Annotated in this window: 20 protein-coding genes and 1 tRNA gene; 13 read left to right on the top strand and 8 right to left on the bottom strand. The window is 58.4% G+C overall.

The window, feature by feature from the left end; genetic code table 11:
• The first annotated feature begins 154 nt into the window (after positions 1-154).
• The 5 genes from rpsA to pyrF all read left to right on the top strand — a co-directional run bounded on the left by rpsA (position 155) and on the right by pyrF (position 4,577).
• A complete protein-coding gene (gene rpsA / locus BLU11_RS10365; RefSeq protein WP_090273269.1) occupies positions 155-1,837 on the top strand; it encodes a 30S ribosomal protein S1 in 1,683 nt (560 codons plus the stop codon).
• 151 nt (positions 1,838-1,988) lie between these two features.
• Complete coding sequence (ihfB, locus tag BLU11_RS10360) at positions 1,989-2,282, top strand: integration host factor subunit beta (protein ID WP_090273268.1); 294 nt, start codon at positions 1,989-1,991, stop codon at positions 2,280-2,282.
• Positions 2,283-2,350: 68 nt separating this feature from the next.
• Positions 2,351-2,650 carry a lipopolysaccharide assembly protein LapA domain-containing protein gene (locus BLU11_RS10355; RefSeq protein WP_090273267.1) on the top strand — a complete coding sequence of 100 codons (300 nt, stop codon included), beginning with the start codon at positions 2,351-2,353 and terminating at the stop codon, positions 2,648-2,650.
• 5 nt (positions 2,651-2,655) lie between these two features.
• Complete coding sequence (gene lapB, locus BLU11_RS10350) at positions 2,656-3,861, top strand: lipopolysaccharide assembly protein LapB (protein WP_090273266.1); 1,206 nt, start codon at positions 2,656-2,658, stop codon at positions 3,859-3,861.
• Between the two features lie 14 nt (positions 3,862-3,875).
• Positions 3,876-4,577, top strand: coding sequence for an orotidine-5'-phosphate decarboxylase (gene pyrF / locus BLU11_RS10345; protein WP_090273265.1), 702 nt, complete (start codon positions 3,876-3,878; stop codon positions 4,575-4,577).
• Between the two features lie 257 nt (positions 4,578-4,834).
• On the opposite strand, the gene bfr is transcribed toward pyrF, so the two are convergent.
• Positions 4,835-5,302 (bottom strand): bacterioferritin, encoded by a 468-nt coding sequence (bfr, locus tag BLU11_RS10340; protein WP_090273264.1) that lies wholly within the window; start codon positions 5,300-5,302, stop codon positions 4,835-4,837.
• A 120-nt stretch (positions 5,303-5,422) separates the two neighbouring features.
• Positions 5,423-5,632, bottom strand: coding sequence for a bacterioferritin-associated ferredoxin (locus tag BLU11_RS19680; protein WP_090273263.1), 210 nt, complete (start codon positions 5,630-5,632; stop codon positions 5,423-5,425).
• A 356-nt stretch (positions 5,633-5,988) separates the two neighbouring features.
• Between BLU11_RS19680 and BLU11_RS10330 the strand changes: the two genes are divergently transcribed.
• Genes BLU11_RS10330 through BLU11_RS10310 form a run of 5 tightly spaced genes read left to right on the top strand, consistent with a single transcriptional unit; the run spans position 5,989 to position 11,306 of the window.
• On the top strand, positions 5,989-7,422 hold the full coding sequence (locus BLU11_RS10330; protein ID WP_090273262.1) for an MFS transporter: 1,434 nt from the start codon (positions 5,989-5,991) through the stop codon (positions 7,420-7,422).
• Between the two features lie 56 nt (positions 7,423-7,478).
• Positions 7,479-8,801: an MFS transporter gene (locus tag BLU11_RS10325; RefSeq protein WP_090273261.1), complete on the top strand. Its 1,323-nt coding sequence runs from the start codon at positions 7,479-7,481 to the stop codon at positions 8,799-8,801.
• A complete protein-coding gene (locus BLU11_RS10320; RefSeq protein ID WP_157718657.1) occupies positions 8,801-9,769 on the top strand; it encodes a DUF2157 domain-containing protein in 969 nt (322 codons plus the stop codon). Before BLU11_RS10325 ends, BLU11_RS10320 begins: the two co-directional genes overlap by 1 nt.
• Entirely contained in the window at positions 9,766-10,818 is a 1,053-nt protein-coding gene (locus tag BLU11_RS10315) for a DUF4401 domain-containing protein (protein ID WP_090273259.1), read from the top strand. Before BLU11_RS10320 ends, BLU11_RS10315 begins: the two co-directional genes overlap by 4 nt.
• The gene (locus BLU11_RS10310) at positions 10,815-11,306 is read left to right on the top strand and encodes a GDYXXLXY domain-containing protein (RefSeq protein WP_090273258.1); all 492 of its coding nucleotides are present in this window, start codon (positions 10,815-10,817) and stop codon (positions 11,304-11,306) included. Before BLU11_RS10315 ends, BLU11_RS10310 begins: the two co-directional genes overlap by 4 nt.
• 46 nt (positions 11,307-11,352) lie before the next feature.
• Here the strand turns inward: BLU11_RS10310 and BLU11_RS10305 are convergent, their stop codons facing one another.
• The 4 genes from BLU11_RS10305 to argF form a co-directional block, all read right to left on the bottom strand.
• Positions 11,353-11,562 carry a hypothetical protein gene (locus BLU11_RS10305; RefSeq protein ID WP_231702191.1) on the bottom strand — a complete coding sequence of 70 codons (210 nt, stop codon included), beginning with the start codon at positions 11,560-11,562 and terminating at the stop codon, positions 11,353-11,355.
• Positions 11,563-11,696: 134 nt separating this feature from the next.
• Entirely contained in the window at positions 11,697-12,176 is a 480-nt protein-coding gene (locus BLU11_RS10300) for an FKBP-type peptidyl-prolyl cis-trans isomerase (RefSeq protein WP_090276403.1), read from the bottom strand.
• 76 nt (positions 12,177-12,252) lie between these two features.
• Entirely contained in the window at positions 12,253-13,359 is a 1,107-nt protein-coding gene (locus tag BLU11_RS10295; protein WP_090273257.1) for an ABC transporter ATP-binding protein, read from the bottom strand.
• Between the two features lie 10 nt (positions 13,360-13,369).
• Positions 13,370-14,275 (bottom strand): ornithine carbamoyltransferase, encoded by a 906-nt coding sequence (gene argF, locus BLU11_RS10290; RefSeq protein ID WP_090273256.1) that lies wholly within the window; start codon positions 14,273-14,275, stop codon positions 13,370-13,372.
• 231 nt (positions 14,276-14,506) lie between these two features.
• On the opposite strand from argF, the gene grxD reads away from it, so the two are divergent.
• The 3 genes from grxD (at position 14,507) to BLU11_RS10275 (ending at position 16,447) form a co-directional block, all read left to right on the top strand.
• Positions 14,507-14,824: a Grx4 family monothiol glutaredoxin gene (gene grxD / locus BLU11_RS10285; RefSeq protein WP_090273255.1), complete on the top strand. Its 318-nt coding sequence runs from the start codon at positions 14,507-14,509 to the stop codon at positions 14,822-14,824.
• A gap of 175 nt (positions 14,825-14,999) precedes the next feature.
• Positions 15,000-15,076: transfer RNA gene (locus tag BLU11_RS10280), tRNA-Pro, on the top strand.
• A gap of 165 nt (positions 15,077-15,241) precedes the next feature.
• Complete coding sequence (locus BLU11_RS10275) at positions 15,242-16,447, top strand: tyrosine-type recombinase/integrase (protein ID WP_090273254.1); 1,206 nt, start codon at positions 15,242-15,244, stop codon at positions 16,445-16,447.
• A gap of 859 nt (positions 16,448-17,306) precedes the next feature.
• Here the strand turns inward: BLU11_RS10275 and BLU11_RS10270 are convergent.
• Together BLU11_RS10270 and BLU11_RS10265 are read right to left on the bottom strand one after the other, a co-directional pair.
• On the bottom strand, positions 17,307-18,323 hold the full coding sequence (locus tag BLU11_RS10270; protein WP_090273253.1) for a phage portal protein: 1,017 nt from the start codon (positions 18,321-18,323) through the stop codon (positions 17,307-17,309).
• Positions 18,323-20,086: a terminase ATPase subunit family protein gene (locus BLU11_RS10265; RefSeq protein ID WP_090273252.1), complete on the bottom strand. Its 1,764-nt coding sequence runs from the start codon at positions 20,084-20,086 to the stop codon at positions 18,323-18,325. Before BLU11_RS10265 ends, BLU11_RS10270 begins: the two co-directional genes overlap by 1 nt.
• Between the last annotated feature and the right edge of the window lie 86 nt (positions 20,087-20,172).

Below are 20,172 nucleotides of genomic sequence, written 5' to 3'. Positions count from 1 at the left end.
AGGCGAGTCTTTTGCCGGGTAACCAGCACCACCGGCAAAGGTGTATTTATAATCAACCCACGCAAGCTGGTGGCGTGGCGGGCAAGTTGGCTGCAGGGCGCGCAGTAGAGCGGCCAGGCGGTTACTGCCTTATTAAACATTGACAGGAATCCAAATGAGCGAAAGCTTTGCCGAACTTTTTGAAGAAAGCCTAGTAACCCTTGATATGGAGCCAGGCTCCATCATCACCGGTATTGTTGTGGACATCGACTCCGACTGGGTCACCGTTCACGCCGGCCTGAAATCCGAGGGTGTCATTCCGCGCGAGCAGTTCCTGAACGATCAGGGCGAGCTGACCATCAGCGTGGGTGATGAGGTACACGTTGCACTGGAAGCCGTTGAAGACGGTTTCGGTGAAACCAAACTGTCCCGTGAGAAGGCCAAGCGCGCCGAATCCTGGAAAGTCCTCGAAGCAGCTTTCGCCGCAGAAGAAATCGTCAAGGGTGTCATCAACGGCAAGGTCAAAGGTGGCTTTACCGTCGACGTCAACACCATCCGTGCGTTCCTGCCGGGTTCTCTGGTCGATGTTCGTCCGGTTCGCGACACCGCGCACCTGGAAGGCAAGGAACTGGAATTCAAGGTCATCAAGCTCGACCAGAAGCGCAACAACGTTGTCGTTTCCCGTCGTGCCGTCCTCGAAGCCGAGAACAGCGCCGAGCGCGAAGCCCTGCTGGAAACCCTGCAGGAAGGCCAGGTTGTCAAAGGTATCGTCAAGAACCTCACCGACTACGGTGCGTTCGTTGACCTGGGCGGCGTAGATGGTCTGCTGCACATCACCGACATGGCCTGGAAGCGCATCAAGCATCCTTCCGAGATCGTCAACGTTGGCGACGAAATCGACGTCAAGGTGCTGAAATTCGACCGCGAGCGCAACCGCGTTTCCCTGGGTCTGAAGCAGCTGGGCGAAGATCCATGGGTCGCCATCACTGGTCGCTACCCAGAAGGCACTCGTGTCAACGCCAAGGTCACCAATCTCACCGACTACGGCTGCTTCGCCGAGCTGGAAGAGGGTGTTGAAGGCCTGGTTCACGTGTCCGAAATGGATTGGACCAACAAGAACATCCATCCTTCCAAAGTCGTTCAGGTTGGCGACGAAGTGGAAGTCATGGTTCTGGACATCGACGAAGATCGTCGTCGTATCTCCCTGGGCATCAAGCAGTGCAAGATGAACCCATGGGAAGAGTTCTCCAGCAAGTTCAACAAGGGTGACAAGATCTCCGGCTCCATCAAGTCGATCACCGATTTCGGTATCTTCATTGGTCTGGACGGCGGCATCGACGGTCTGGTTCACCTGTCCGACATCTCCTGGAACGAAGTTGGCGAAGAAGCCGTACGTCGTTTCAAGAAGGGCGACGAGATCGAAACCGTCATCCTGTCTGTTGATCCAGAGCGTGAGCGCATCTCCCTGGGCGTCAAGCAGCTGGAAGACGATCCGTTCTCCAACTTCGTTTCTCTGAACGAGAAAGGCACCATCATCACTGGTACCGTCAAGGAAGTTGACGCTAAGGGCGCGGTAATCACCCTGGCTGAAGAGATCGAAGGTACTCTGAAAGCTTCCGAAATCAGCCGTGACCGCGTTGAAGATGCGCGTAACGTGCTGAACGTCGGTGACGAAGTCGAAGCCAAGATCATCAGCGTTGACCGCAAGAGCCGCGTCATCAGCCTGTCGATCAAGGCGAAAGATGTTGAAGACGAGAAAGAAGCCATCCAGGACCTGCGCAAGCAGGAAATGCTGGCCGCTGGTCCGACCACCATTGGTGATCTGATCAAGCAGCAGATGGAAAACAAGGGCAACTAAGCAGCCCTTGCAGTGAAAAAGGAGCGACTTCGGTCGCTCCTTTTTTTTGCCTGGTAAAAACCGCTTGAGCGTGCCGCTTGCCCCGCCCTGCGACTGCATGGTACAAACAATAAAAACGGATCCTAGCCGATTGAATAAAAAGGGAAAAATCATGACCAAGTCGGAGTTGATCGAACGCATCGTCGAGCAACAGGGCCAGTTATCAGCCAAGGACGTGGAGTTGGCCATCAAGACCATGCTGGAGCACATGTCTACTGCGCTGGCGACGGGCGAGCGTATCGAAATACGGGGTTTTGGCAGTTTTTCACTGCATTACCGTGCGCCGCGTATCGGCCGTAATCCCAAGACCGGTGATTCGGTACAGCTGGAAGGTAAATACGTTCCGCATTTCAAGCCAGGCAAGGAATTGCGCGACCGGGTCAACGACTCGCTGGAAACCGCCTGACTCAAGCGGTATGACTGATCGTCAGGCTGCGCTATACTGCCCCTCTGCTTAATGATGGGAGTGGTGGCATGCAATGGCTGAAACGCGCGGTGCTGATCATCGTTCTATTACTGGTGGCACTGGCAACCATTGATTTCATGCTGGAGAATCAGCAGAACATCGCGTTGCAGTTTCTCGAAATATCCTCCCCCGAATTGCCTGTGTCTCTTTTCATCGTCATTGCCTTCATTCTCGGCAGTCTGCTGGGGATCTTCATAGGCTGGCTGCTGACGGCCCGTCTGCGACTGCGCATGATGGTTCAGAGCAATGAGCTCAATCGCTATCGCAAGGAAGTCGACAAGCTGCGTACCCAGGCTGTAAAAGGCTGATTACTATGCAGGAGCTGTTGTTCCTCGGGCTATTCATGGGGGCGCTGGGTATTGGTTGGTTCCTCGGGCGACGGGAAGCCATCAAGGTCGGTTTCATGCTGGCTCCCCATGGCAGTGCCCTCGACAAGCAGTACTTCATCGGTCTCAACTACCTGCTCAACGAGCAGCCGGACGAGGCGATCGAAACCTTTATCCGGGCCCTTGAGGTCAACCCTGAAACGGTCGAAACGCACATAGCCATCGGCAAGCTGTTCTGTCAGCGCGGTGATGTGGAGCGTGCCATCAAGGTTCATCAGAACCTGTTGGCGCGGCCTAATCTCACCTCCCTGCAGGCGGACCGGGTACAGTTCGAGCTGGCCCGCGATTATCTTGCAGTGGGTCTGCATCACCGCGCCGAGCGCCTGCTGGATGAGCTGGTAGATTCAGGGTCAAGTCTGGGCGCCGACGCGCTGGCCGACCTGGTCCGCATCCATGAGCGTGAGCGCGACTGGCAGCGTGCTGTGGCCGTCGGGCAGCGCCTGGTCAAGCAGCGGGGGGCCTTCGCCGTCACCTTGGCGCATTATCACTGCGAGCTGGCTCGCGAGGCGCAGGCACGCAAGGAGTGGCCGCAGGCGCGCCGCCATTTGCTGGACGCCCTGGCCATTCAACGTGACAGTGTCCGCGCCATGTTGATGTTGGCAGAGCTGGAGGCGGGGCAGGGGCGTGAGCGGGAAGAACTCAAGTGGTTGCGCCGGCTGGCAACGCACGATGCGGATTTCGTTTCACAGGCGCTGCCGTTGCTCCGGCAGCTGGCCAAGAGCGGAGCCTTGGATCTATTGGCCTATCTTGACGATGTGCTGGCAAATAAACATCCGCCGGTAGTGGCGACGGTGCTGGCGCGCGCCGATGAGTTGTACAAGCGTGCCGGGCTCGCTGCGACCAGCGAATATGTGCTTGCCCATCTGCAGCAGCAACCATCATTGAGCGGATTGCTGTACCTGATCGATCTGCACAAGGATAATGTCGAGCCGCGAGGTCATGCCAATCTCATGATTCTGCGCGGGATTGTTGAAGCGCTGTTGATCGATAAACCCAGGTTCTGTTGTCAGGCCTGTGGCTTTTCCGGCAAGCAGTTGCACTGGCAATGCCCGACTTGCCATGGATGGTCGACGATACGACCTTTAAAGGGGCGGGATTTGGCTGTGGCCAATCCGTCGCTGCGACCCATTTGATACAGGAAAGATAAATGCCCTGCAATACCCCGATAATCGTTGCTCTGGATTTCCCCGACGCAGCATCAGCAGTCGCGATGGCCGACCGTCTCGATCCGGCACAGTGCCGCCTCAAGGTGGGCAAAGAGTTGTTCACCGCAACGGGTCCGGCTGTTGTGGAGGCGCTTCAGGACAAAGGGTTCGAGGTTTTCCTGGATCTCAAATTCCATGATATTCCCAATACCACGGCCAATGCGGTGCGGTCAGCTGCGGAGCTGGGTGTGTGGATGGTGAACGTGCATGCCGGTGGTGGCCGGCGCATGATGGAGGCTTGCCGCGAGATCCTCGAGCGCCGCTCGGGCCCGCGCCCCTTGCTGACGGCGGTCACGGTGCTGACCAGCCTGGAGCAGGAGGATCTGCAGGAGGTAGGTATTGATATCGAACCCATGGTGCAGGTACAGCGCCTGGCACGCCTTACGCAGGACTGTGGACTGGATGGTGTGGTCTGTTCGGCCCGTGAAGCCAAGGCGCTCAGAAGCGCACTGAATGAGGATTTCAAACTGGTGACGCCGGGTATCCGCCCGGATGATGCCAGTGCCGATGATCAGAAGCGTATCGTCACGCCGCGTCAGGCGATGGACAATGGCAGCAGCTATCTGGTGATCGGCCGGCCCATCACTCGCGCTGAGGATCCGGCTGCGGTGTTATCCGCTATTTTGGAAAGTTTGAATAGCTGAAAGCGATAGAAGATTGTTGGGGTCTGCTGGTGCCTGCTGGGAACAGGTTGGCCGGCAGGTCCGTGCCGACACGCTGCAAGTACATCCATGTAAGCTCGCGGTCGCCATCCATGGCGACACGACGGTCGGCACGGCCCTGCCGGCCAACCTCTTCTGCGATGCTCTGTGTGGCTGATGAATTTAAACCCGCAGGCCGCTCCCGCTGCAAAGGTAGCTCAAAACGTGAAGCGGCCTGAGTCAGTGCCAGCATAAACCTATCAGCTGATCTGCGATTGCTGATAATTCTCGATACCTACCTTGTCGATCAGGCCCAGCTGAGTCTCGATCCAGTCGACGTGCTCTTCTTCTGACGTCAGGATGTCCTCTGCCAACTCACGGCTGCCGTAATCGCCGATGCTCTCGAAGTAGGCGATGGCCTCCTTGAGGTCGGGGATGCCCTGCATTTCCAGTCGCAGGTCGCATTCGAGGATCTCGCGGGTGTTCTCGCCGATCATCAGCTTGCCGAGGTCCTGCAGGTTGGGTAGGCCTTCGAGAAACAGGATGCGCTTGGTCAAGGCATCGGCGTGCTTCATTTCATCGATGGATTCATGGTATTCGTGGTCGCCGAGCTTATCCAGACCCCAATCCTGCAGCATACGCGCATGCAGAAAGTACTGGTTAATGGCAACCAGCTCGTTACCGAGCAGAATATTGAGATGGCGGATTGCCTGTGCGTCGCCTTTCATGACGGAATTCCTCAGTGCGGGATCAATCCACTGAGTTTGCTATTTGAAAGGCGGACTGTCAAATACAGCCCTTGAAAATCAAATAGATAGAAACGTTTCTCGGCAGAATACAAGACGCATTCAGGCCATTGCGAACTGACCGGCGTTGATGAAACTGGCAGAAGCGGCCACGCGGTATTCGCTGATGATGGATTTGCAGTCTCGGCCACATTTACCACACTGATTGGCCACGTCCAGGCGCTCGCGCAAATCACGCATGCTGCAGGCGCCATCAGTCACCGCATCGCGAATCTGGGTGTCGGTAATCCCCTTGCAAAGACATACATACATCGGCGCCACTCCAAGATCGGTCAGGAATGGCTATACGCTAATCGTAACGAGAATAGTTGTCAAACAACTATCGATGTTATTCGCATCAAGGGGACGAATGGTCCGCTTGCTCCCGGCTGCGATGCTGATCAAAAGGTCATCAGCGCGCTGAATATCCGCTATCTTCCACCCTGATGATGTCTGGACGCCGCACCGTGCCTGAAGCGCAAGCGTGCTGGTCGGCGGGCTGGTCATTTGTGGTTACATCTGGATGAAATCGCGCTCGGATATCGGCAGTCCACTGGCATAGACTCGAATCGACAATTACAAGAACAGAGGCGGGGGCTGAGTCCCTGCGTGACCAATGGAGTCGCCCCATGAGTCAGTCCGGTGTTTTGAAGCGTTCTACCATCCTGATCCACGGCTCGGTGGGCATACCCCTGGCCATCATCGGGTACCCGCTGGCGGTTTATCTTCCGCCGTTCTATGCCCAGGAAATGGGCCTGAACATGGCGTTGATGGCGCTGGTGCTGGTGCTCGCACGGTTCTCCGATGTGTTTACCGATCCCCTTATCGGTATGCTCAGTGATCGTTGGCAGACGCGCTTTGGCCGGCGCAAGCCCTGGTTGGTCATGGGCACGCCGTTGATGTTATTGGGCACGGTGATGATTTTCATGCCGCCGGACGGGGCCGGCATCCTGCATCTGTTGATCTGGACTGTGTTGATGTACTTCGGTTGGACCATGGTGACCTTGCCCTACGGCGCCTGGGGAGCTGAATTGTCAACGCAGTATCATCAACGCAGCCGGGTGACCGCCTCGCGCGAAGGTTTCATTCTGCTGGGACTGTTCATTGCGGCGCTGGCACCGGCGGTCGTCCAGGCCTTGGGCGCGCGTTATGCCGCGGGTGACACCGATAGTCTGTTGATGCGTGTCGCTGTTTGGCTGGTGGGGCGTGATGGTGAGTTGGGTATCGGTTACGGCCCGATTCTGGCTTCCATGGGTTGGCTGTTGCTGATTCTATTGCCGATTACCGTGCTGCTGGTCGTCACACGGGTGCGTGAGGCGCCGCCGCGATCGGTACAGCGTACCGATTGGAAGAAGGGATGGCGGGTGATGAAGAACAACGGCCCGTTCAAGCGGCTGATGTTGATTCTGCTGATCGTAATCACCGGCGAGTCGTTTCGCAATGCCATGTCAGTGTTCTTCATGCAGCATGTCATCCAGATTCAGGCGCACATCGGCATGATGTACCTGTTGTATTTCGGTATAGGTATTGCCGGTATTCCGTTCTGGTTGGCGCTGGGTCGCAAGATCGGCAAGCATCGGGCTTTCTGTGTGGCGGTCAGCCTGTCCAGCCTGAGTATTCTCGGCATGTTTTTCCTGCAGGCCGGTCAGCTGCTGCCGTTTGCCATCATGTTCGCAATCAAGGGGTTCTGCTTCGCTGCGTTCCAGTTTCTGCCGTTGTCGATGCTGGCGGATATCGTTGACCTGGATACGGCGCGCAGCAAGGAGCACCGCACCGGACTGTTCTTCGCCATGTCCGGCATGGCGCAGAAGATGGCCATGGCTATCGGCCTCGGACTGTCGTTGGGCATGCTGTCGCTGGTCGGGTTCGATGCCACCCAGACGGTGCATACCGAGCAACAGCTGATGTCCCTGCGGGTGCTCTACATCGTCGGCCCGGTGCTCATGTACATGACCGCCTTCATGCTGGCTCGCAAGTACCCTCTGACTTCCGACCGGCAGGAACGCATCCGCCAATGGATCCAGCGGCGCAACGTGCGCTTGCAGATCGTCGAGGCGGATTAAGGCCTGTTCCGTTATGCTGTCATTCTTCAGCGAAGGTTAAGGGAAGGGTGACAGCAATGTCTGAGCGGTCTCAGTTCAGCCTGATGCGCAGCAGGCGTTTCCTGCCATATTTCATCACCCAGTTTCTGGGTGCGTTCAATGACAACGTGTTCAAGCAGGCGCTGGTACTGGCTATCCTGTTCAAGATCGGGGTGGCTGCCGACCCCAATGTGCTGATCAATCTCAGCGCGCTGTTGTTCATCCTGCCGTTCTTTCTGTTTTCCGCGCTGGGTGGTCAGTTCGGGGAGAAATTTCCCAAGCACGTGTTGATTCGCCTGATCAAGTTCGCTGAAATCATCATCATGCTGACGGGCGCCGCCAGCGTGCTGCTGGGTAGCCTGCCGATGATGCTGGTGGTGCTGTTTGCCATGGGCGCGCAATCGTCACTGTTCGGTCCGGTGAAGTACTCGATACTGCCGCTGCATCTGGCGGAGCGGGAGCTGATCGGCGGCAACGCGCTGGTGGAAATGGGCACCTTTCTGGCGATTCTCGGCGGTACCCTGTTCGCTGGTGTGTTGATGGCGGGCGAGGCGTGGGCGAGCTGGGTGTCTATTGCCGTCGTCAGCCTGGCCCTGCTGGGTTTTTTCGCCAGTCTGGCGATTCCGCCAACCGCCGCTGCGCTGCCGAGACTGCAGCTGGATTGGAATATCCTGCGTCAATCGGCACGGATTCTTCATCTCGGGCTGGTGCAGCAATCCAGACCGGTTTCCCGTTCGTTGCTGGCCAACTCCTGGTTCTGGTTTCTCGGAGCGACCTATCTGGCGCAGATTCCCGGCTTCACCCGGGATTACCTGGGCGGTGACGAAACCGTGGTGACGCTGATTCTCGCCGTCTTTTCCATCGGTATTGCCGCCGGCTCGCTGCTCTGCGAGCGCTTGTCCCGCAAGACTGTGGAGCTGGGTCTGGTGCCGCTTGGCGCCTGTGGCCTGACGCTGTTCGGGCTATTACTATGGGGAGGTGCGGGCTTCATCGATATGCAGGCCGGGCAGCTTGGTTGGCTGCAGCTGTTACTGCAGCCGGCCGCCTGGGCAGTCATGGTCTGCATACTTGGGCTGGGCATGTTCGGCGGTTTGTATATAGTGCCGCTGTACGCCTTGATTCAGGCCCGCACCGGGGACAGTGAACGCTCGCGAGTCATCGCCGCAAACAATATTCTCAATTCGCTGTTGATGGTGATATCGGCGGTGTTCGCCATGTTGATGCTGGGTGTGGTGGGGATCAGTATTCCGCAGCTGTTCCTGGTGGTCTCTGTGCTGAACGTACTGGTCAGTCTGTATCTCTTCCTGGCTGTGCCGGAATTCACCGAGCGCCTGAAAGTATGGGTGAACCAATGGAACTGATGAACGAGATACGTCGGCGCGACCAACTGCTCAGCTGGACCGAGCGAGGGCTGTTGACGCCCGGCCAGCTGAATAGTGCGCTGGCCCCCGAGCAGCCGCAACCGACTGCGCAGCATTGGCTGCAGGTCCTTGATCGAGTGTTGGCTTTCTTCGGCTGCCTGTTACTGGCGCTCGGCGTGATTTTCTTCTTTGCATTCAACTGGGAGCAGTTGCACCGGTTTGCCAAGCTGGGTCTGGCAATGCTCGCCCTCAGCGGTTTTGCCGGCGCAGCGCTGGTTGTTACCAGCGGCTCGTTGGCCTATCGTGCCGCGCTGCTCGGGGCGTCACTGGCCACCGGTGGTTTGTTGGCGTTGATCGGACAGACCTATCAGACCGGTGCCGATATCTGGCAACTGTTCGCGGTCTGGGCGGTACTGATCCTGCCATGGGCATGGCTGTCACGCTCGGTTGCCTGCTGGGTGTTGTTCTGGGGTGTCGCCAACCTGGCGCTGGTGCGTTATCTGGCGATGGGCAATGGCTGGTTCAGCGGGGATGGCGCAACAACTCTGGTGGCGTTGATGGGTATCGCTGTTTTCAATATCGCGCTGTTGCTGCTGTTCGAGATTCGCAGTAGCTGGTTACCGCAGACAGCCCGGGTCATGCAGCGTCTGGCCGGCGCTGGGTTGCTCAGTGCTCTGTCGCTGGCTGCGATGATTGCCTGGTGGCATCCAGAGCAGATCTATCCGGTGGGCGTGCTGGGCGCCACCTATCTACTGGGCATACCTATCTATCGGCGGCTGCGGCGCGACTTGCTGATGCTTGCCTTGCAGCTGTACTCATTGGTCGGCGTGCTTGCCGCGGGATTGGCGCGCCTGCTGGACGGTACCGATGGCTTCGTGCAGTTCTGGGCTCTGGGGCTGTTCCTGCTGCTGGGTAGTGCCGTGGTTTCGGTCTGCTTGCAGCGCTGGCACCGGGAGGAGGGCGTATGAGCGTCCCATGGAAGCAGGTCTTGCTGGACGAGCTGGTGCAACGGCAAGTACTGCAGCCAGACGCACAGGCCCGGCTGCAGTTTGAGGAAGATGCGCCGTGGTATGTGATGATCCTGTCCGCCATTGCGGCTTGGTTTGCGGCAATGATGCTGCTGGGCGCCTGGACGATCATGACGGACGCCAGCCCGCTCCCCAGCATGCTCGCTGCGGCCATCCTGCTGTTGTCGGCTATCTGGTTGTTGCGTGGCTCGGGCGCCTTCGTGATGCAGCTGGGGTTGGCGTTGTCTCTACTCGGACAGGCCATGCTGGTATTTGCCATTATCGAGCTGGGACCGCACACGGGTGCCAATGAGCGAAGCGCGGCAGTGGCGGCCCTGCTGCTGAGCTGCGGCATGTTAATGGCCATCGCCGGTGCCGCACATCGATTCTTTTGTGCATTGATCGCTCTGGTGAGCCTGGCAGTACTGGTAGGCAACAACCCGCTGCTGTCGTTGTACGGCGTAGCCCTGGCCGCGGTCGCTGTCTGTTTGTGGCTCGCACGCGCCTGTTGGGCTGCGTCCCGTCGAGCTGCATTGATTCGGGCTGTGGCCGGCGCGTCGACACTCGTGGCGCTGGTTCTCGGTGTTATCGGGCAGCCTTATGCGCATGTTGCATCCTGGTTGAGTACAGTGGCAACGGACGCCGGTCGTCTGGTGTGGCTGTACCCTGCCGGCGCTGCGATCGTGCTGTTGGCGACGTTGGTCCGGTTGCTGCGGGACGTGCAGCTAGCGGTTCGGGTGGCTGCACTGGCTGGCGCCTTGGTCCTCATTGCGTTATGCATTCAGGCCCCCGGGTTGCTGATAGGTGCAGCCTTGTGGCTGGCGGTATTTCATGCCTGCGACCGCCTATGGTGTGTGCTGGTAGGCATGGGTGTTGTCTTGTATCTGGGGGATCTGTATTACAGCCTGCATATCACCTTGCTGGCCAAATCCGTATTGCTGGCGGCCAGCGGTCTGTTGCTGCTGGTGTTGCGCGCAGCGGTGATAGCGCCGTTGAGGAGAGCGTCATGAGCAGGGCGCGTGTGGGTATTATCGCCGCCTGGTTGCTGGTGATGGCAGTGGCTGTATATGCCGTGCAGGACCATGAAAAGACTCTGCACGACGGTCAACTGGTGCTGCTGCGTCTGGCCCCGGTGGACCCGCGTTCATTGATGCAGGGAGACTACATGGCATTGCGATTCGAGGTGGACGCGCAGCTGCGTGCCGAAGACGGCAAGTGGCCGAAATATGCCTACCTGCAACTGGGCGCGGGATCGCGGACAAGCTTTGCCGGTATGGGCGATGCGCTGACCACTGAGCCGGGCAGGGTGTCCATGCGGATCCGGCCGGGAGTGCGTGGAGCTAGTCTCGGGCCCAATGCATTCTTCTTTCAGGAGGGGCAGGCGGCGCTGTATGAAAACGCGCGCTGGGGTGGTTTTCGGGTAGCAGCTGACGGCACTGCGCTGCTCACCTCACTCTATAGCGAGGAACTGGAGTTGCTGGGCAATAATCGCCGCTAAGCTCCGTGGAGACCGCCGTCAGGTTCTGCGTCCGAGATCAGACTGTTCAGGTCTTGGCTGGCGCCTTGCTGGCAGGTTTGCCATAGGTCTGGCCGCTGGTGCCGTTGGGGATGCTCTGAATTTCACCGCCGGAAGCGAGGAACGCGCTGATCTGATCATTGATCGATTCGCTGGTGGCTACAGCGGCATCGGCCTTGCGTTTGGCGGGGGCGGTTTTGGGTTTGGCTACGATCTTGGCGGCGGGTTTGGTCGACATGAATTGCACCTTTGGGCAGGAAAAACAACCATAATACACTTTATCTGTCAATAATGCTTGGTTGCTTTTTTCTACCCGTTTTCGCCCTGTACAAAAACGGGCGGAAACGGGTAGAAGATGCCTGCCAGCGCTAATCAGTGCTGGTGGCCACCAATGCCATGGGCGTGACCATGGGCCAGCTCTTCTTCGGTGGCTGCGCGGACCGACAGGATTTCCACGTCAAAGGTCAGATCGCGGCCAGCCAGCGGGTGGTTGGAATCCACCACGGCCTGGGACAGGCCAACCTTGATCACAGTGACCTGGCGCGGACCCTGTTCGGTCTGGATCACTGCCAGCATGCCTGGCTTCCACTTCTTTGCGCCCTGCAGATGCTTCACCTGAACCTTCTGCGTGGCATTCTCCTGACGCGGGCCATAGGCCTTGTCGACTGGCAGATCGATGCTGAACACATCACCCGCTTCGCGACCTTCCAGCGCCTCGACCAGACCATCAAGCAGGCCGGCCTGACCATGCAGATAGAGGACAGGATCATGCTGGCGTGAACTCTCAATTTCTCCGCTGGCATCGGACAGGGTGTAGTGGAATTCGACCACTGAATTTTTTGCAATCTGCATGAAGCGACTCGTCAGGTTGGTTGGGGCGATCATTATCCGGGGCCATCAGGCTCTTGCCAAGCGGGCATCCAGGCATTCAGGACGAAGAGCTGATCTCCAGCACCTGTTCGAGCGGCAACTGGGCGCTGACATTGACGCTGCCCTGCGCGGCGAACACCACCAGGTGGTCGGCGGAGATGCGAATACCCAGTACTTCGCCCAAGGGGTGATCGTCATGGCTGGGAAAGATGGTTTCCAGCGTGCTGCCGGTGGGCAACTGCAGGCGGTACAGGGTGCTGGCGCCGAGGAATACCTTGCCGGTGATGATCGCCGTCAGACTGCTGCCTTCCTGGCCGACAATGTCGTCGGGACGCAGCAGCACATCCACCGCACTGCCGGCCGCGAGTTGATAGGCGCGGTTGCCGCGAATCACACCCAGCTCGGTCTGTACCGTGTCCGGGGTCAGTAACTGCCCGCGGATGAAATAGCCCTGACCGATGAAACTGGCGACGAAAGGCGTGGCCGGCTCGTGGTACAGGTTATAGGGCGTATCCCACTGCTGCAGACGGCCCTCGCGCAGCACGCCGACCTGGTCGCACACGGCGAAGGCCTCGCTCTGATCATGGGTCACCAGCATGGCGCTGGTTCCACGCGCCTTGAGGATATCGCGCACCTCGCCGGACAGGCGGCGACGCAACTCGCCATCCAGATTGGAAAAGGGCTCATCCAGCAACAGCAGCTCGGGTTCAGGCGCCAGAGCCCGGGCGAGGGCCACCCGCTGCTGTTGGCCGCCAGACAGCTCATGCGGATAACGCTGGCCCAGCTTGCCGAGTTTGACCAGCTCCAGCAATTCGCCCACGATCTGTTTGCGCTTGGGATGCTTATTGATGCCGAAGGCGATGTTCTGCGCCACCGTCAGGTGTGGAAACAGGGCGTAGTCCTGAAAGACCATACCGATCCGCCGTTGTTCCGGCGGTACGTTATGCGTCTGGCTCGACAGCAACCTGCCGCCCAGACGAATTTCCCCATCGCTGATCGGTTCGAAACCGGCAATGCTGCGCAATGTGGTGGTCTTGCCGCAGCCCGAAGGGCCGAGCAGGCAGCCGATATCGCCGGCGCGCAGATGGATGCTCAGATCCTGCACCACCTTGTGTCCGCCATAGCCGCAGGCGAGGGTATTCAGCTCTAGAACAATATCGGACATCGGGTTACCGTCAAGCAGTCAGCAGGAATTCAACCAGTGCTTTCTGGGCATGCAGGCGGTTTTCCGCCTGATCCCAGACCACGCTGCGCGGATCATCCATCAGTTCGGCGGAGACTTCCTCGCCGCGGTGGGCCGGAAGGCAATGCATGAACAGCACCGACTCGTCGGCGCGATCCAGCATCGCCGGGTTGACCTGATAGGGGGCGAAGCGCTGCATGCGCGCCTCGGCCTCGTCTTCCTGGCCCATTGATGCCCATACATCGGTACTGATCAGATGGGCACCCGCCACTGCCTCGTTGGGGTCGCGTACCAGAGTAACCCGTTCGCCGGCCTTGTCGAGAAATACCTGATCCGGTTCAAAGCCTTCAGGGCAGGCAATGCGCAATTGGAAATCGAACTGGATGGCTGCATGGATGTAGCTGTGGCACATGTTGTTGCCATCACCGATCCAGGTCACGACCTTGTCCTTGATACTGCCGCGATGCTCCAGAAAGGTCTGCATGTCGGCCAGTAGCTGACAAGGGTGCAGGTCATCGCTCAGACCATTGATCACCGGCACCTGGGAATGGGCAGCAAAGGTTTCCAGGGTGGCATGGGCGAAGGTTCGGATCATCACCGCATCGCACATGCGCGACAGCACCCGGGCGCTGTCTTCGATCGGCTCGCCACGGCCCAGCTGGGTGTCGCGCGGCGACAGGAAGATGGCCTGACCGCCCAACTGAATCATGCCGGCCTCAAAGGACACCCGAGTACGAGTGGAGGCCTTCTCGAAGATCATGCCCAGCACACGGTTCTTCAACGGCTCGTAGATGACCCCCTGACGATGCAGAGACTTGAGCTCGATGCCGCGTTTCAGCAGTCCAGCCAGTTCTGCCGGGGTACAATCCATCAACGAGAGAAAATGCCGTACAGTCATGTTGTGCTACCTGGTTACATCGGTCGGCTGTCGACCGGAAACAGTGGGCCTTACCGTGACCTGACGACCGGTAAAAGCCATATCCGAAAAAGTGAGAAGCAGGGATCTTATAGGGAAAATCCGCTGCAACGCAAATCAGCTCAGTTTCCCGGCGCCAGTCATTGCGCAAGGCGCCGGAGTTTGCGGTACACTGGCCGCATTTCGGGCAACCAACGTCATTGAGGACCCTCCATGAGCACCATTGAAACCATTCAAGAGCAAATCACTACCCATCCGGTTCTCATCTACATGAAAGGAGCGCCGAACGCGCCCCAGTGCGGTTTCTCCGCGCGGGCGGTGCAGGCGCTGATGAGCTGCGGCCAGAAGTTCGCCTACGTGGACATTCTGCAGAATCCGGACATCCGTGCCGAACTGCCGAAATACGCCAATTGGCCAACGTTCCCGCAACTGTGGATCAGCGGTGAGCTGGTCGGCGGCAGCGATATCATCCAGGAGCTGTTCGATTCCGGAGAGCTGGCGACCATGGTTTCGGCAGCAGTCGAAGACTGAGTCCAGCGGCACGGCAAGAACCCGTCCCGGTGTTGCCGCGACGGGTTTTTTTTGACTTGGCTGAGAGCTTGATCGGGCAGGGTGAAAATCCGGCTAAGCACCGGGCAGCAAAAGAAAATTTCCATAATCCTCTTGTGAAAAAGCAACGATTATGTAAAATGCCGCATCACGAATACGGAGCGTAGCGCAGCCTGGTAGCGCGTCTCGTTCGGGACGAGAAGGTCGCTGGTTCGATTCCAGTCGCTCCGACCAATTGCATGTTTCAGGTAGTCTCAAGTTGCATCATAACCACCCTACAAAGCCCGCCCCGTGCGGGCTTTGTTGTTTCAGGTCGTCTCATGTTGCATCATTCCAGCCCACTCAGCCGTGTATGCCAGCGTGTATGCCCGTGCTTTCTTCGAACTGGGGCATACACGGATGAAAAGAAGTGAGATCAAGCGCCGGCCGCTGGCTGATACGGTGCTGGCCAGCCTGGAGCCGGAGTCAAAGGTTTATCGCGAGCATGACGGCGGCGGGCTCTATTTCCGGGTGAAGCCGAACGGCCATAAAAGCTGGGAATTCAGATACAAGCGGCCAGACGGAAGGTGGAGCTGGGCCGGCGTGGGTGCATATCCGGAAACCAGCGGAGCGCTGGCTCGACAGAAAGCGGCGGAACATCGATCGGCACTGGCTGCCGGCAGGGAGATCGTCACCAGCCAGGCGGCGAGGGCGGAGGCCCGTATAGCGGCAGGCCAGAGTTTTGAGGCGCTGGCCAGAGAATGGTTTGCCGCCAGAAAGCACTCATGGCAGCCAGGCACTGCAACCCGCATCATCGGCTCGCTGGAGCTTCATGTTTTCCCGAAAATGGGCGCGCGCGACTTCACCCATATTATGCCGATCGAATGGATGGACTTTTTCCGCCAGATGGAGAAGAAGGGCATCATCGATCAGACCGGCAACGTCCGGCGCTACTGCCGGGACATATATGACCTGGCAAGAGTCACCGGGCGCGCGGTGCACAACCCTATAGAAGGGCTGCATAAGTACCTGTCCACCCGGCCTGCGCAGAACTATGCCCACGTTACCCTGGCAGAACTGCCGGAGCTGATCACTGCCATCAAGTCCTACCCCCATGCAACTGATGTATCGATAGGCCTGCAGCTGCTGATGCTGACGTGTGTTCGCCCCAGCGAGCTGCGCGAAGCGACCTGGGCAGAGTTCGATCTCGCTGTTCGGCTGTGGAGCATACCGGCTGAGAGGATGAAGAAGCGCAGGGACCACGTTGTGCCGCTGTCCGCCCAGGCGGTCGAGCTGCTGCAGCAGCTGCATTATTTGAACGGGGCTCGTCCTCTACTTTTCCCTGGTAGAAACGACAGAGCCAAGCCGCGCAGCAACATGGTGTTCAGCATGGCCCTGCGACGGCTCGGATATGGCGGCCGACAGACCGGGCACGGCTTCCGCCACATTGCCAGCACAGTGCTGCGTGAAAACGGCTTCGCTCGCGAGCATGTAGAGGCGCAACTTGCGCACGTTGAACAGGGTGTCGCCGGGGTCTACAACAAAGCCATCTACCTGGAGCAGCGCAGGCACATGATGCAATGGTATGCCGATCTGCTCGGCAGCTTGGTAGAGCCGGACGAGTGAGCGAGTTTTAATGCTGAGAGGCCGCCAGTGTGCGGCCTTTTTTGTGTGAGCGCCTGTGCTTTTTACATAGAAATGCGCGCATATGCGCCCGCGTTAGCGCTATTAGCGTTTTTCCATGGAGCCATCGGAAAAGGGTAATATCGGTAAGGTGTGACGCCGAAACGCTCTGTAACCCAATGAAATCAAACGGTTAGAAGTATTTAAGAAAGGTAATTTATTGGTAATACAAAGGTAATGGCATTACCTTTACAGAGGGTAATATCTGACAAAAACAAACATCAATAGAATCAACGAGTTACATAAATATTACCTTCTAAATTACCCATTATTACCTCTGCATGGTAATGCGGAAACTTCAATAAAATCAAAGAGATATAGTTGATTTCAAGCGCCGCATTACCATATTACCCTTTTCCGATGGCGACCTGAAAAAACGCCGGCCCAGCTGCTTTGCGCTGCCTTGAAATCCTCCGCTCCTGAAGGGTTCCGAGGAAAGCCAGCAAGCCGATCGGCTGCACCCAGCCCGCGTCGGGCCTTGCCCTGGCACGCCTGAAGGGGCGAAGAAAAAGCGCCCTATTTAGCCCGCAGGTGAGGTGGGGGGAAGATGGCGCGCGCCAGGTGATGCGCCTCCGGGGCTGGCCGCCCGACCAGCTGCCGACCCAAGCTGCAGGCGCCCGTCATTTACCAGTTGCGGATTAGGCTGCAGGCCCTGAATTTGCTGGAGCAGCGCGGTTTCGGTAGCGCTTGATACCCGCGAATGCTATGATTAACTGGGGCCTTTTCGGTCTATAGCACATTACTTTCAAGCCTCACACGCACAAAAAAACCGCCCGAAGGCGGCTTCTTGGTGAGCAACGCTTTAGCTGTCAGACCCTCCTGGCAGCTCGTACTGCTTAAACTGAATCACCTCTTCACCAAGCCAGTCATTGACCTGCAGCATGCGGGTTTGGATAGGCTCCAGTTCGTTCGCTGCGTAGACCAGGGCGGCATCCCGGATTGATCCGAAGCCCCCAGCGTTGGTCGGCACCACGCCCATTAGTTGCGGCGGGATCCGCAGTCCCGCCAGCATGTCATCCCGGGTAATGTTTTTGATATTGCTGAACTCATCCTTTGCAGCCACTTCACTGACAGGGATCACCTGCAAGCCGTCCTTCTTGCCGCCCGGTGAATACACGAAAAGGTTGCGGAAGTTGCCCGGGCCTTTGGCGTTTTTCAGTGCTTCACGCAGAGCGTTGACGTCACCCTCGTTCTGCGCCGGGTCGTTCATGTAGAGAATGAATCCGGCGTGGGATCCGTTGTTGTAATACTTGCGGCGGAAGAGTGTGGCCGACTCATTCAGCAAAGCGGACTGCAGAGCCGCCAGCCATTCCGGAAGACCATATATTTCCTGATTGATGTCAGCCTCGCGCAGGTGACAGATGGTGCCTTTATCGAATTCGTGTTCATCCTTCCAGCCGCGAACCATGAAGTAGCTGTCCAGATCGACGCCGCGGCGCATGTATTTGGCCAGCACCGGCTGCAGCGTGATTGATGTGCCGATCATCGAGCGGCGACGCTCCAGATAGGCGTTGCCGCACCAGAGCCAATCCAGAGCGAACTGCTCAAACGCGGCCCGGGACAGCAGCCGGTGAGGAATGAAGGTGCGGCTCAGCATGTTGCGCTTGAAGGTCAGCCCGGACTGCAGGTAGACGCTGGCCTTGGTGGACCTGGCCAACCCGTCCAGACTGATCGGCGGCTCGTACCACCGGCCATTCCACCAGCACTCCAAGTAATCAAGCATGTCGCCGCCATCGAGCACCGGAGCCGGATCGCCAAAGGTGAATGCCTCGATGCCCGCGTTGCTGGCCGGGGCGGTTGCAGGTGTTTCGCTAGTCATCAAAATGTCTCCATGAAGCTGGTGTTCTGGGAGGTCATGCCTTCCAGCGGCTCGTTGTGCAGTGCGTGGAATAGGGCCCAGGCTAGATCTGCATGCCCGGTTTCATCGGTGCGGCCGGCGGTATAGGTCATCTGCCGGCCGCTGGCCGTGGTGGTTTTGCGGATCGCCATCAGCGAAGAGGCAAGATCAGTCCAGCCGGCATCGAACTCCAGCCGGCCTTTGTGGATGACGTCATAGGCCTTGAGCACCAGGCGGGTCTTTACTTCAGGCGAATAGCTGAAGGTGGTCAGATTTGGGAAGAAGCTCTTGACCAGCTGCGCTACGCCCGAGCCCATACCGGTCATATCGATACCGATATAGGTTACCCAGTAACGCATCGTTACCTGCCGGATCGACTCGGCCTGCGCGGCAAAGTCCATGCCGCGGAACTGATGCCGCTCCAGTACGCGGAATTTCCCGCCAGGCACCAAGGGAGGCGCGACGACTACCAGTCCGGCACTGTCGCCGGTTTCGGCCGGGTCATAACCCACCCACACCTGCCGATCACCCAGCGGGCGCATGGCGAACGGCTTGTAATCTTCCGCCCACTCGATCCAGCTATCGACCATGCACGGTTGCAGCATGGCCAGCGGAAAGATACTGGCCCCGTCATCAACGAACTGGCACATCAGCAGGTTGGCGTAAGCGTCAGCGCTGTACTCCTGGCGCAGCTCCTCGATATCGAACAGGTCGCAGCCGCGCCCCTGGGCGTCAAGGATGGTGACGATCTGCCGCCAGAGCTTGTCCTCGCAAAGCCGACCCTGCTGCAGCGCATCATGGGACACATCGATCGACAGCCGCTGTGCCGCGGGCTTGCCCTTATTGAATCGCTCACCCGTCCAGAAGCTATACGCTTCGTGCGCCATGCTCGACGGGGTCGAAAAGTAGGTGCGGCGGTACTGCTTCTGCATCGCCATGCCGCTGGCCACCTTGTTGAGCTCGTCGAAACGGTGGGTCCAGAAGAACTCATCGAAGTAGAAGTTGCCGTGGTAGCCCTGGGCAGTGCGCGCGTTTGTTCCAAGAAAGTGCAGCTCAGCGCCATTGCCTAAAACGATAGGGTCGCCGGTCAACTCGATACCGCATACATCCCGGGCGAACGCCTGGATGTAGCCCTTGAAGATATGTGCCTGATTCTTTGATGCTGACAGGAAGATCTGATTGCGCCCGGTGGCCAGGGCATCGAGCAGCGCCTCCCTGGCAAAGTAATAGGTCGCACCGATCTGGCGCGACTTGAGGATTGCCCTGGTTCGCTGATTTCCCGCGCGAAACCAGTCCAGCTGGTATCCAAAACAACCGTCGGTGAACGCCTCGGTCAGCGTCTCGATGTCCTTCTCGCTGAAATCATTGCGCCGGGGCTTTTTCTTCGGCCCCTCGTTGCGCTTGGCAATATTCGGATTCAGATCTGCCTCGGTACCGCCCTCCTGGTAGCGCTGAATTCGTGCCTGCCGCTCCAGCTGTCGATGCAACAGGTCGATCTCTTTGAAGTCGCCACCGGACTTGCCGTCCTTCAGGATCAGCTGAACCAGCCGAGCCTCCAGGGCCCCGCCGATCCGCTCGACGCAGTCGGCTCGATCCCACTCGTCGCGACTCTTCCAGGTGTGCAGCGTTTTTTCTTTCTCGCCAAGCAGGTCGGCGATATCGGTAACGCGCCAACCCATCCAGTACAGAAATTTGGACTGGCGCCGGTTATCACGTTGAGAAGAAAGTTCGATTGATGTATTCATGCCGCAGATGCTGACGCCCGCGCGCGATAGCTACACGGCATTGCCACTGTATAGCCCGCCCCTACAAACCGACCCCATTGCCCGCG

The organism is Halopseudomonas litoralis (assembly GCF_900105005.1).
Classification (GTDB): Bacteria; Pseudomonadota; Gammaproteobacteria; order Pseudomonadales; family Pseudomonadaceae; genus Halopseudomonas; species Halopseudomonas litoralis.
This window is presented reverse-complemented; position numbering and strand designations above follow the sequence as displayed.